The sequence below is a fragment of the Polaromonas sp. genome (assembly GCF_031411155.1).
Classification (GTDB): domain Bacteria; phylum Pseudomonadota; class Gammaproteobacteria; order Burkholderiales; family Burkholderiaceae_C; genus Polaromonas.
Map to the genome: position 1 here is coordinate 1 of NZ_JANOAL010000029.1, position 11,723 is coordinate 11,723.

The window sequence follows — 11,723 nt, forward strand, 5'->3', positions numbered from 1 at the left end:
GTTGAAGGTGTGCGTGCCCATGATGACCGGGCAGCCGCAGGCGGCGGCTTCGATCAGGTTTTGGCCGCCCAGCGGGGCAAAGCTGCCGCCCAGCAGGGCCACGTCGCCAAGGCCGTAGTACAGCGCCATTTCGCCCAGCGAGTCACCGAGCCAGAGGTCGGCCTGCATCGCCTCGTCGCTGCCGACCGGGCCCCGATCTGCGCCGGCCCAGGCCGAGCGGCGCGAGACGCGCAGGCCCAGCTGTTCGGCCAGTGCCTGCACTTCGGCAAAACGCTGCGGGTGGCGCGGCACGATCAGGGGTTTGAAACGGTTGGCGGGGGCAGCGCTAGCGGAATCATCTGCTACCAAATTAATAGCTGACTGCGCACGTTCTGCCTGGGCTAGAGCCATTATTTGCCGGATAAAGGCGTCTTCCTCGCCCTCGCGCGAGCTGGCGAGCATGATGACCGGCTGCTGCAGCGCCTGGCGCCAGGCCCGGCCTTGCGCCTGCTGGCTGGCGTTGGGCGTGGCGTCAAACTTGAGGTTGCCGAAGACGCCCGCCACCGCCACGCCGAGCTGGCGAAAGCGTGTGGCGTCGTCCTGCGTCTGGGCGTACACCGCCGTCAGCGCGCCGTAGGCGGGGTAGGCCAGCGGCGCCATGCGCAGCGCCTGCTGCAGCGATTTGCCCGACAGCCGGGCATTGACGAGCAGCAGCGGCACGCCGCGCGCACTGGCTGCGGCCACGGTGTTGGGCCAGATTTCGGTTTCCATCAGCAGGCCGAGCCGGGGCTTGAAGTGGCTGAAAAACCGGGCGACGGCGGCCGGGCTGTCCCAGGGCTGCCAGACCTGCACGTCGCCCGGCTGCAGCAGCGCCACCCCTTCGGCGCGGCCGGTGGCGGTGCCGTGGGTCAGCAACACGCGCAGGCCGGGGTGCTGCGCGCGCAAGGCCTTGAGCAGCAGGCCGGCGGTGCGGGTTTCGCCCAGCGACACGGCATGCAGCCAGACCAGTTCTGACGCTGCCTCGGCCGGCTGGCTGTAGCGGCCAAAGCGTTCTTCCACCGCTTCGCTGTAGCCGGGCTCGTGCCGGGCGCGGCGCGCCAGCTTGCGGCGCAGCAGCGGCTGCACCAGCCACATCAGCAGCGAATACAGCCGCAGCACCAGCGCGTTCACCGGGCCGCCACCGGCTGCACCAGGCCCGTGCTGCAGCCCAGCCAGGCCTGCCAGACGGCATCGACGCTGGGCGTGGGCTGGGCAAACACGCTGACCTGCCGGCTTTGCGTGCGCGGGTCTGGCCCGGTGCGCCAGGCGGTGTCAAAGTTGTAGATCTGCACATGCGGCAAGTCGAGCGCGACGGCAATGTGGCTGACGCCGCTGTCAACGCCGATGACGCCGGCGCAGTGCGCGAGCTGGTCGGTCAGGGCGTCAAGTGTTAACAGGGGCCAGACCGTTGCCCTAGCTGCACCCAGCGCCTGCGCGATGGCCTGGCTGGTCGCCAGCTCTTTGGCGCTGCCGTGCGCCAGCGCCACCGGGTAGCCGGCGGCGATGAGGCGCTGGCCCAGCGCTACCCAATGCGCCAGCGGCCACTCCTTGTCGGCGCGCGAGGTGCCGTGGACCAGGGCGACGGTGTTGCTTGCTATCTTTTCAGTAGCTGACTGCGCACGTTCTGCCTGGGCTGGAGGCCTTTTTAACCCGAAATCTGGGGCTGGCAGCGGGGTGTAGCCCAGCGCCCGCGCCGCCAGCTCGCGCGAGCGCTGCACGGCGCCGGTGCGGGGCGCGATCTCAATCGCCACATCGGCCACCCAGCGCGTCGGCGCCTCGTAGCCCGAGCCGTCGGTCTGGTTAGCCAGCGCATAGCGTTTGCCGCCGGGGGCCAGCCGCGCCAGCCGCGCCACCAGCGCCGACTTGGTCAGGCCTTGCAGGTCGATCACCGCGTCGTAGCTTTGCTGCCGCAGCAGCGCCTTGAAGGCGGTCCATTCGCCGCGCGTGACGGCCGCCAGCGGCGACTTGCGCCAGTGGCGGATCCGGCACGGAATGACCCGGTGCACACCGGCGCAGCGCGCCAGCAGCGGCGCAAACGACTTTTCCACCACCCAGTCGATCTGCGCTCCAGGCAAGGCGGCTGCAATGTCCTGCACCACCGGCAGGGCATGCACCACATCGCCCAGTGACGAGAGTTTGACTAAAAGGATTTTCACAACGCGCAAGCCGGCAGGCCGCCGCGCCGGGCCGCCCCAAGCAAGGCCTGCCCCCCAGGGGGGCAGCGAAGTCCACGAAGTAACGGGCGTGGGGGCACCATCTTCTCCAGCCGGGGCCGCGGAGCCGGCTTTGCCGGGCCGCAGGCGCAGCGCCCCCCAGGGGGGCAGCGAAGTACACGAAGTGACGAGCGTGGGGGCACCATCTTTAATGCGCCGCTGCGGCAATCTGCGCGTCAGGCTTGACACTGCGCAGCAGCGCCAGCATGTCGGCCTCGATGCGGTGCAGCGCCTCTGGTGTGTGGCCTTCAAAACGCAGCGCCAGCACCGGCGTGGTGTTGGAGGCGCGAATCAGGCCAAAGCCATCGGGCCAGTCGACACGCACGCCATCAATCGTCGAAATCTTGGCCGGAGAAGGAAAGCTCACCGCCTTCATCAGGGCCTCGACCACGACAGGCGGCTCGCCTTCCTTGCAGGCCACATTCAGCTCGGGCGTGCTGAAGCTGGTCGGCAGGCCGTTGAGCAGCGCGCCGGCGTCGGGCACGCGGCTTACGATCTCCAGCAGGCGGGCACCGGCGTAGCTGCCGTCGTCAAAGCCGTACCAGCGCTCTTTAAAGAAGATGTGGCCGCTCATTTCGCCGCCGAGTGGCGAGTCGATTTGCTTCATCTTGGCCTTGATCAGCGAGTGGCCGGTTTTGTACATCAGCGGCACGCCGCCGGCGGCCGCTATCTCGGGCGCCAGCCGCTGCGAGCATTTCACGTCAAAAACAATCGTGCCGCCGGGCACGCGCGACAGCACATCGCGCGCAAACAGCATCATCTGGCGGTCGGGGTAAATGTTCTGGCCGTCCTTGGTGACAATGCCGAGCCGGTCGCCGTCGCCGTCAAAGGCCAGGCCCAGTTCGGCGTCGCCGCTTTGCAGGGCCTGGATCAGGTCCTTCAGGTTTTCCGGCTTGCTCGGGTCGGGGTGGTGGTTCGGGAAGTTGCCATCAACCTCGCTGAACAGCTCGGTCACCTCGCAACCCAGCGCGCGGAAAATCGCCGGGGCCGAGGCGCCGGCAATGCCGTTGCCCGAGTCAATCACGATCTTGATGGGCCGCGCCAATTTGATGCCGGAGACGATGCGCTCGCGGTAATCGGCGCCCACATCGGCATGGCTGATGGTGCCGCCCTGGGCCGCCAGCGTCCAGGTTTCGGCTTCCATGGTGCGGCGCAGTGCCTGAATTTCTTCGCCATAAATCGCGCGCCCGGCCAGCACCATCTTGAAGCCGTTGTGGTCTTTCGGGTTGTGGCTGCCGGTGACCTGGATGCCCGAGGAGGCCAGCGTGCTGGCGGCAAAATACAGCATGGGCGTGGTGACCATGCCAATGTCAATCACATTGACCCCGGCCGCGGCCAGCCCGCGTATCAGCGCCGCCACAAGCAGCGGCCCGCTGAGCCGGCCGTCACGGCCCACGGCCACGGTTTTTTCGCCTTCGGCCAGCGCCGCCGTGCCAAAGGCCTTGCCCAGGGCCTCGGCCATGGCTTCGTGGATGGTGGACGGCACGACGCCGCGAATGTCGTAGGCCTTGAAACTGGATGCACTGACTTGCATTGGAAATCTCCGGGTTCGATGGCTGAACCGATGGAGATTGATTGTAGGCTGCGGTCTTTTTTTGCCCGCGCCGGCGGGCCCTGGCCAGATGTCCGAAAACGGCTAGTCTAGGGCCGGGCGCGGCGTATCATTTCCCCATGACCCGCACCGACGTCTCCCCCATCCGGCTTTCCGACGATGACTGCTACCTGGCGCTGACGGCGCATGACGCGCGCTTTGACGGCCGCTTTTTTACCGCCGTGACCTCCACCGGCATTTACTGCCGGCCGGTGTGTCGCGTCAAAACGCCCCGGCGCGAAAACTGCCGTTTCTTTCAGCATGCGGCGCAGGCCGAGAACGCCGGCTTCAGGCCCTGCCTGCGCTGCCGGCCCGAGCTGGCGCCGCATTCGGTGGTCTGGTCGATCCAGGACGCGTCCTACATCCTGGCGCACCAGGCGGCGCGCTTGCTCGATGAAACTGAAGTCTGGACTGATGAAGCACCCTCGGTGGAGAAACTGGCGGCCCGGCTCGGCGTCAGCGACCGCCATGTGCGGCGGATTTTCGAGGCGCAGTTTGGCGTGTCGCCGCTGCAGTATTTGCAGACGCGGCGGCTGCACACCGCCAAGCAGTTGCTGGCCGACACCACACTGCCCATCACCCAGATCGCGCTGATCAGCGGCTTTGCCAGCGTGCGGCGCTTCAACGCGGCGTTTGTGGCGCACTACAAGCTGAATCCGACCGCGTTGCGGCGCCAGGGCACGGCGGTGGTCAGGCCGGCCAGCCAGGGCATCACGATTCGGCTCGGCTACCGCCCGCCGTATGACGTGCAGGCGATGCTCGGGTTCTTCCGCAAGCGGGCCATCAATGCTATTGAATTCATAGCTTCTGACGCACAGCAGCCGGGGACTGGACGCACATTTCGCATTGAAACAGGGGGCAAGGTGCACAGCGGCTGGCTGCTGGCCGGCTTTGATGAGGCGCGCACGCAGCTGGTGCTGCAGGTCGGTGATTCTTTGCGCGAGGTGCTGCCGCTGCTGATTCGCCGGGTGCGCGCCGCGTTTGACCTGGACGCCGACCCGGCCGCCATCAACAGCGTGCTGCACCGCCACTTTCCGGCTGGCGACGGGCTGCGCGTGCCGGGCGCCCTCGATGGCTACGAACTGGCCGTGCGCGCCGTGCTGGGCCAGCAAATCACGGTGGCCGCCGCCCGCACCCTGGCGCAGCGCCTGGTGGACCAGTTTGGCGAGCCGATCACCACGCCCTGGCCGCAATTGACGCGCTTGTTCCCCGCCCCTGCGGTGCTGGCGGCGGCCGGTGGCGATGCGCTGGGCCAGCTCGGCATCGTCAGGCAGCGCCAGGCGGCCATCGTCGGCATTGCCCAGGCGGTGCTGGACAAGCGCCTGCAATTGCACAGCGGCGCCGATGTGCCGGCCACGCTGGCGTTACTGAAGACATTGCCCGGCATTGGCGACTGGACGGCGCAGTACATCGCGATGCGCGCGCTGCGCTGGCCCGATGCCTTTCCGGCGGGCGACGTGGCGCTGCACAAGGCGCTGGGCGTGCAGGCCCTGAAAAACCCGGCCCGGCAAGCCACGCTGGCCTCCAGCGCCTGGGCGCCCTGGCGCAGCTATGCCGTGATTCGCGCCTGGAGCGGCACGCTGGGCGCGCCGGAGGAGCCGCCGGTTGCTCCTTAATTGATAGCTACACATGCTTGTAATGCTTGGGCCAGAGCCTCAAAAGACCCTGAAAAAGCAGGTTTTCAGCCAATCACAGACACTTCAAGGAGAACACCATGAAATTTCACACCCCGGTCGTCCAGACCCGTTACACCAGCCCGCTGGGCCCCATCATTCTTGCTGCCAGCGGCAAAGGCCTGGCCGGCCTGTGGTTTGAAGGGCAGCGCCATTTGCCGCCAGAACTGTTGGCCCGCGCGCCCGCCGCCTCGTGCGTCGAGGGCGTTGCGCTGCCCGTTGCACCCGGTCATTGGGCCGTGCTGGCCGCGGGCGGCTCGTCGCGGCGCACGGCGACCTGGCCCAGCGACCCGGAGCATCCAATTTTGAAGCTGGCCATGCAGCAGCTCGACGACTACTTCGCCGGCCGGCGCGCCCGCTTTGAGGTGCCGCTGGACCTGAGCCATGGCACGGCGTTTCAGCAGTCGGTGTGGCAGGCGCTGCTGACGATTGCCCAGGGCGACACCGCCAGCTACGGCGAAGTCAGCGCCCGCATTGGCAAACCCTCCGCCGTGCGCGCCGTGGGGGCCGCCGTGGGGCGCAACCCGGTCAGCATCATCGTGCCCTGCCACCGCGTGATGGGCGCCGGCGGCGCGCTGACCGGCTATGCCGGCGGGCTCGATCGCAAGGCGGCGCTGCTCAAACTGGAGGGTGCGCTTGGCCTGGATGGGGACTATCGCTGGTTGCGAGGCAAGGCGGCGCAGCTCAGGCTTGACCCTGCGCTTGAGGAGGCCCGGCCTTGAGCGCGCAGTCTTCGGAGACGGCGCTATCCGCTGGCGCCCGCTCCACCCCGCGCAGCTGGGGCAGCGACTTCCTCCTGCTGGCCGCCATCTGGGGTTCCTCGTTTCTGTTCATGCGGCTGGGCGCGGTCGAGTTTGGCGCGCTACCCACGGCCGCCGTGCGGGTGGCGATTGCCGCCGTGTTTTTGCTGCCCATCGTGTGGCTGCGCGGCCTGCTGCCCGAGCTGAAAAAGAACTGGCGCCAGACATTTTTCATCGGCGTGCTCAACTCCGGCATTCCGTTTGCCTGCTTTTCGTTCGCGCTGCTGTCCATCACGACCGGGCTGTCGGCCATCCTCAATGCCACGGTGCCGATGTTCGGCGCGCTGGTGGCCTGGGCCTGGCTCAAGGACAAACCCAATAGCTCGCGCGTGCTGGGCCTGGTCGTCGGCTTTGCCGGCGTCGCCATGCTGGCCTGGGACAAGGCCACCTTCAAGCCCAATGCCTCGGGCGTGGCGCCAGGCTGGGCCGTGCTGGCCTGCCTGCTGGCCTGCATCTGCTACGGCATTTCGGCCAGCTACACCAAGCGCTACCTGTCGGGCCTCTCCCCGCTGGTGACCGCCGCCGGCAGCCAGATCGGCGCCACGCTGGGCCTGGCCTTGCCCGCCGCGCTGCTGTGGCCGGCGCACATGCCCGGCAGCACCGCCTGGCTGGCGCTGCTGGCCGTCGGCGTGCTGTGCACCGGCGTGGCCTACATCCTGTTTTTTCGCCTGATCGAAAACGCCGGGCCGCAACGCGCGCTGTCGGTCACCTTTGTGGTGCCGGTGTTTGCCGTGCTTTATGGCGTCCTCTTCCTTGGCGAAGCGGTGACAAGCTGGATGGTGGTGTGCGCGGCCGTGATTGTCTGCGGCACGGCGCTGGCGACCGGGCTGCTGAAAATCTTCAAATGAACGCCGGTGCCCATGCGTCGCCTTTTTACAGCCAGGCCTTGACCGAGGCGACCACCGCCGTCGTCGAAATGCCGTAGCGGTCGTGCAGGGTGGGCAGCGCGCCCGCATCCAGGAAGGCGTCGGGCAAAGCAATCTGGCGGAACACCGGATGCACACCGGCCCGCATCAGCTCGCCCGCCACCGCCTCGCCCAGGCCGCCGATGATGCTGTGGTTCTCGGCCACCACCACCAGGCGGCCGGGTCGGGCCGCCTCGCGCAGAATCGTCGCGGCGTCCAGCGGCTTGAGGGTGGGCACATGCAGCACCGCGGCATCGACCTGGTCACGCTGCAGGGCCTGCGCGGCCTCCAGCGCGCGCATGGTCATGATGCCGGTCGAGATGAACAGCACGTCGCGGCCGTCGCGGATCATCTTGGCCTTGCCCAGCTCGAACTGGTAACCGTATTCATCGAGCACCAGCGGCACCTGGCCGCGCAGCAGGCGCATGTACACCGGCCCAGCGTGGTCGGCAATGGCCGGCACGGCCTGCTCGATCTCGTGCGCGTCGCAGGGGTCGATCACCGTCATGCCGGGCATGGCGCGCATCATGGCCAGATCTTCAGCCGCCTGGTGGCTGGGCCCGTAACCGGTGGTCAGGCCCGGCAGCGCACAAACGATCTTGACGTTCAGGCCCTCCTCGGCGATCACCTGGTGCATGAAGTCGTAGGCCCGGCGCGTGGCAAACACGGCATAGGTGGTGGCAAAGGGGGTGAAGCCTTCCTTGGCCAGTCCGCCGGCGGCACCCATCAGCAACTGCTCGGCCATGCCCATCTGAAAAAAGCGTTCCGGATAGGCCTGGGCGAACAGGTGCAGGTCGGTGTACTTGGCCAGATCCGCCGTCATGCCGACGATTTCGGGCCGCTGCGCCGCCAGCGCGACCAGCGCCTTGCCAAACGGCGCGGCGCGGGTGCGCTGCCCCTCGGCCGCGATGGAGGCAATCATGGCGGACGTGGTCAGCCGGGGTTTCTTCTCGGTCACGGTGTTCATTCGGCGGCTCCCGCGTGTTGGGCGTCCAGCATCGCGATGGCCTGCTGCCATTCGGGCGGATCGACCCGGATGAAATGGTTTTTCTCGCGCTGCTCAAGAAAAGGCACGCCCTTGCCCATCAGCGTGTCGAGCAGGATGACGCGCGGCCTGGCTTCACCGAGCTGGCGTGCCGTATCGAAGGCGGCCAGCACGGCCGGCAGGTTGTTGCCGTCCACGCGCTGCACATGCCAGCCGAAGGCGGCCCACTTGTCGGCCACGGGTTCGGAACGCAGCACCTGGCTGGACGGGCCGTCGGCCTGCTGGTTGTTGATATCGACCAGGCAGATCAGGTTGGACAGGCCGTGGTGGGCGGCCGACATCGCCGCCTCCCAGGTTGAGCCCTCGTCGAGCTCGCCGTCGGACATCGAGTTGTAGACAAAGGCCGGGTTGCGCTTGAGCCGCAGGCCCAGCGCCATGCCGACCGCAATGACCAGGCCCTGACCCAGCGAGCCCCCTGACATTTCCATGCCCGGCGTGTAGCTGGCCATGCCCGACATCGGCAGGCGGCTGTCATCGCTGCCATAGCTCTCCAGTTCGTCTGCGGGCAGCACGCCTGCCTCGATGAGCGCCGCGTAGTGGGCGATCGCGTAGTGGCCGTGCGACAGCAAGAAGCGGTCACGCCCTTCCCAGACCGGGTCATCAGGCCGCAAGTTCAGGGCGTGCCCGTAGGCCACCGCCAGCACATCGGCCAGCCCCAGCGCCTGGCCGATGTAGCCCTGGCCCTGCACCTCGCCCATGCGCAGGGCATAGCGGCGGATGCGGTAGGCGCAATCGGCCAGCGAAGCGACTGTATTCATGTCGTGTGCCCCGCTTCGTAGGCCTCGATCAGATCCACCTTGGGCTGCGAACGGCCACCATCGAAGTCGCTGCGCAACCACGCGTCCACGATGGACTTGGCCAGTTCGGGACCGACCACGCGCGCGCCTATGGTGATGATCTGCGCATCATTGCTGCGGCTGGCGCGTTCTGCGGAATAGGTGTCGTGGCACTGCGCAGCGCGCACGCCCTTGACCTTGTTGGCGGAGATCGCCATGCCGATGCCGGTGCCGCACAGCAGCAGGGCGCGCTCGAACGCGCCAGCGGCCACCTGCTCGGCCACCGCGAAGGCGACGTCGGGGTAGAGCACCGGCAGGGCATCATGGGTGCCGAAATCGGTCACCTCGTGGCCGGCGTCGGCCAGGTGTTTTTTAAGCGTTTGCTTGAGGTCATAGGCGGCCTCGTCACAGCCAATGGCAAGTTTCATTGCGGTCTTTCGAGTCATGTCAAACGGAAATTGGGGCGTCCAGCCGACGCTGCAGCGAGCGCGCCATGGACAGCAGAATCAGGCACGACGAGGTGGCACCGGCATCGAGCACGCCGATCGAACGCGGCCCGAGGCGCGCCGAGCGACCAATACGCGCCTGCAGATTCAGGGTCGAGTCACGACCGGCTTCGGCGGCTTCCGCCATGGCCTGCAGGCATTGCGCAAAGCCCGCGCCAACGGCCAGCGCATCGTTGTAGGCGGTCAGCGCCGGCACCAGGGTGTCCATCAGCGTCTTGTCGCCGACCCTGGCGTTGCCCATCTGCTGCACATTGGCCACCGCTGCGGCCAGCGCTTGCCCGAACAGGCTGGCGTCGAGCTGGGCGTGCGGCTCCAGGGTGGTGACAAAGCCGAGAAAGAACTGGCCATACAGCGGGCCCATGGAACCCCCGATGTCGTCCATCAAGGCCTGCGAAAGCTGCTCCAGCGCGGCGGGGAGTTGCCGGGCCTTGTCGCCCATGGCATCGAGCCGCTGGCCGCAACCGGTGAAGCCCTTGGCCATGTTGATGCCGTGGTCGCCGTCGCCGATCAGGCCGTCGATCTCGCTGAGGTACTGCCGGTGCTCAACAATGGTGGCGATCAGGTCACGCACCAGGTCCCCGGCGCTGGCCAGCGCGACCGCCGGGCCGGTCGCGGTGCGCGGTGCCAGCGCGGCGGCCAGCGGCCGCGCCAGGGCCGCCGCTACCGCAGGCCCAGTCACGCCGCCGCTGTAGACCCGGCCGGCGCCGGAGTCCCCGAGCACCGTGAGGCCGACCGAACCGCAGGGGTGCTTCAGGCAGGCGACCAGCTCGTCGTCCAGCTTCATCACGGTCAGCGTGACGCCCATCATTTCGAGCGAGGAGAACAGGTTGCCGACCTGGCTGAAAGCCACGGTGATGCCCTGCGCCTGCAGCCGCTGCGCGACCTCGCCGTAGAGGATGTACTGCTCCATCAGCGGCGTGGCGCCCAGGCCGGAGAGCAGCACGGCGACGCGGTCGCCAGATGCGAACGGCAGATCCGGCAGCACCACGTTCAGCATCATCCCGGCCATCTCGGCCGCGCTGGCGGTGGGCCGCACGTCGATGCCCGGCTCGCCGTGGTGACCAATGCCGACTTCCATCGTGCCGTGCTCGATGCTGAAGTTGGCCTTGCCCACCGCCGGAATCACACAGGCCGAAAGACCAATGCCGATGCTGCGGGTGTTCGAGATCGCCTTTTGCGCCACCGCAATGACGTCGTCGAGCGAACCGCCCAGTGCCGCCCTGGCAGCACCGACTTTCCACATGAAGATCTCGCCGGCCACGCCGCGACGCCTGGCCTCGTCGCCCCTGGGTGCCGACGGCACGTCGTCGTTGGCGACCACGGTCTTGACCGTGATGCCTTCGCGTTCGGCCATCTGCATCGCCATCTTCACGTTCATGTTGTCACCGGCGTAGTTGCCGTACAGGCAGGCCACGCCGGCGCCGCCGTCGGCCGAGTGCATCGCATCAAGAAAACTCCTGGCCGTGGGCGATGAGAAAATCTCGCCAACCGCCACCGCGTCGAGCAGGCCGTCGCCAACATAGCCAAGAAAAGCCGGCTCATGGCCGGAACCCCCACCGGTAATCACGCCGACCTTGCCACGCTCAGGCGCCTGGACGCGCTGCACCACGCGCGGGTTGGCCGGCGCTGCGCACACCGTGCCGGCATGGGCGAGCAACCAGCCCTTGAGCATGTCCTCGACCACCAGGTCGGGGCAATTGATCACGCGATTCATTGCAGGCACTCCATCATCCTTCGCTGGCCACGGCGGTCGCGTCCAGGCACTCCTGCACGAAGGCAAGGGCCGGTCGCAGTACCGCCTCGATGTCGGTCAGGGGCACCCGGTAGGGCGAGCGGCTGGGCTGGGCGTCGGGCAGGCGGTGCAGGCGCAGCGGAATCTCGATCGACAGGTTCAAGCCGGTGCGCGCCACCGCCCGAAGGATGCGCGCGCAGTCAATCTGGCCCTGGCCCAGCGGCGTAAAGAAATACCCTTGCGCGTCAGCCCGCACATCCTTGACATGGGTGTGCAGGCACAGCGGCATGGCCGCCAGCGCGTCGTCGGCCGGATTGACGCCAGGCCGGTGCGAAATGGTGTTGCCGGCGTCGTAGTTCAGGCCGACCCTCGGGTGGCCGATGCCGGCCAGCAGGGCGGGACCGTCGGCGGCGGTATTGAGCAGGTTGTCGGAGCCGTCGCCCGGGTTTTCCAGGCCGATCCAC

Annotated in this window: 11 protein-coding genes; 3 read left to right on the forward strand and 8 right to left on the reverse strand. The window is 67.7% G+C overall.

Features of this window, described 5'->3' with window-relative positions; genetic code table 11:
• The 3 genes from RMO23_RS01410 to RMO23_RS01420 all read right to left on the reverse strand — a co-directional run.
• Nucleotides 1–1,149 (reverse strand): 3-deoxy-D-manno-octulosonic acid transferase (locus tag RMO23_RS01410; RefSeq protein WP_309678309.1); only part of this gene is annotated, 1,149 nt, incomplete at its 3' end.
• On the reverse strand, nucleotides 1,146–2,174 hold the full coding sequence (gene waaC / locus RMO23_RS01415) for a lipopolysaccharide heptosyltransferase I (protein WP_309678310.1): 1,029 nt from the start codon (nucleotides 2,172–2,174) through the stop codon (nucleotides 1,146–1,148). The genes RMO23_RS01410 and waaC, both read right to left, overlap by 4 nt.
• Before the next feature lie 205 nt (nucleotides 2,175–2,379).
• Entirely contained in the window at nucleotides 2,380–3,765 is a 1,386-nt protein-coding gene (locus tag RMO23_RS01420; protein WP_309678311.1) for a phosphomannomutase/phosphoglucomutase, read from the reverse strand.
• A gap of 137 nt (nucleotides 3,766–3,902) precedes the next feature.
• On the opposite strand from RMO23_RS01420, the gene RMO23_RS01425 reads away from it, so the two are divergent.
• The 3 genes from RMO23_RS01425 (at nucleotide 3,903) to RMO23_RS01435 (ending at nucleotide 7,143) form a co-directional block, all read left to right on the forward strand.
• On the forward strand, nucleotides 3,903–5,438 hold the full coding sequence (locus RMO23_RS01425; RefSeq protein WP_309678315.1) for an AlkA N-terminal domain-containing protein: 1,536 nt from the start codon (nucleotides 3,903–3,905) through the stop codon (nucleotides 5,436–5,438).
• A 98-nt stretch (nucleotides 5,439–5,536) separates the two neighbouring features.
• Entirely contained in the window at nucleotides 5,537–6,217 is a 681-nt protein-coding gene (locus RMO23_RS01430; RefSeq protein ID WP_309678317.1) for a methylated-DNA--[protein]-cysteine S-methyltransferase, read from the forward strand.
• Nucleotides 6,214–7,143 carry a DMT family transporter gene (locus RMO23_RS01435; protein ID WP_309678318.1) on the forward strand — a complete coding sequence of 310 codons (930 nt, stop codon included), beginning with the start codon at nucleotides 6,214–6,216 and terminating at the stop codon, nucleotides 7,141–7,143. Before RMO23_RS01430 ends, RMO23_RS01435 begins: the two co-directional genes overlap by 4 nt.
• Nucleotides 7,144–7,168: 25 nt before the next feature.
• Here the strand turns inward: RMO23_RS01435 and RMO23_RS01440 are convergent, their stop codons facing one another.
• The 5 genes from RMO23_RS01440 to RMO23_RS01460 form a co-directional block, all read right to left on the reverse strand.
• Nucleotides 7,169–8,167 (reverse strand): transketolase family protein, encoded by a 999-nt coding sequence (locus tag RMO23_RS01440; RefSeq protein WP_309678319.1) that lies wholly within the window; start codon nucleotides 8,165–8,167, stop codon nucleotides 7,169–7,171.
• Complete coding sequence (locus tag RMO23_RS01445; RefSeq protein WP_309678320.1) at nucleotides 8,164–9,003, reverse strand: transketolase; 840 nt, start codon at nucleotides 9,001–9,003, stop codon at nucleotides 8,164–8,166. Before RMO23_RS01445 ends, RMO23_RS01440 begins: the two co-directional genes overlap by 4 nt.
• Nucleotides 9,000–9,449 (reverse strand): ribose 5-phosphate isomerase B, encoded by a 450-nt coding sequence (gene rpiB / locus RMO23_RS01450; RefSeq protein WP_309678321.1) that lies wholly within the window; start codon nucleotides 9,447–9,449, stop codon nucleotides 9,000–9,002. The genes RMO23_RS01445 and rpiB overlap by 4 nt, the downstream gene beginning before the upstream one ends.
• A 19-nt stretch (nucleotides 9,450–9,468) precedes the next feature.
• Nucleotides 9,469–11,241 carry a dihydroxyacetone kinase subunit DhaL gene (gene dhaL / locus RMO23_RS01455; RefSeq protein ID WP_309678322.1) on the reverse strand — a complete coding sequence of 591 codons (1,773 nt, stop codon included), beginning with the start codon at nucleotides 11,239–11,241 and terminating at the stop codon, nucleotides 9,469–9,471.
• A 13-nt stretch (nucleotides 11,242–11,254) separates the two neighbouring features.
• A partial coding sequence (locus RMO23_RS01460) for a sugar phosphate isomerase/epimerase (protein ID WP_309678323.1) occupies nucleotides 11,255–11,723 on the reverse strand: 469 nt, incomplete at its 5' end.

Bases quoted from the DNA above. Each gene is read 5' to 3' on its own strand.
- dhaL (WP_309678322.1), bottom strand. From the start codon at position 11,241: ATGAATCGCGTGATCAATTGCCCCGACCTGGTGGTCGAGGACATGCTC.
- rpiB (WP_309678321.1), bottom strand. From the start codon at position 9,449: ATGAAACTTGCCATTGGCTGTGACGAGGCCGCCTATGACCTCAAGCAA.
- RMO23_RS01430 (WP_309678317.1), top strand. From the start codon at position 5,537: ATGAAATTTCACACCCCGGTCGTCCAGACCCGTTACACCAGCCCGCTG.
- RMO23_RS01445 (WP_309678320.1), bottom strand. From the start codon at position 9,003: ATGAATACAGTCGCTTCGCTGGCCGATTGCGCCTACCGCATCCGCCGC.
- RMO23_RS01420 (WP_309678311.1), bottom strand. From the start codon at position 3,765: ATGCAAGTCAGTGCATCCAGTTTCAAGGCCTACGACATTCGCGGCGTC.
- RMO23_RS01440 (WP_309678319.1), bottom strand. From the start codon at position 8,167: ATGAACACCGTGACCGAGAAGAAACCCCGGCTGACCACGTCCGCCATG.
- RMO23_RS01425 (WP_309678315.1), top strand. From the start codon at position 3,903: ATGACCCGCACCGACGTCTCCCCCATCCGGCTTTCCGACGATGACTGC.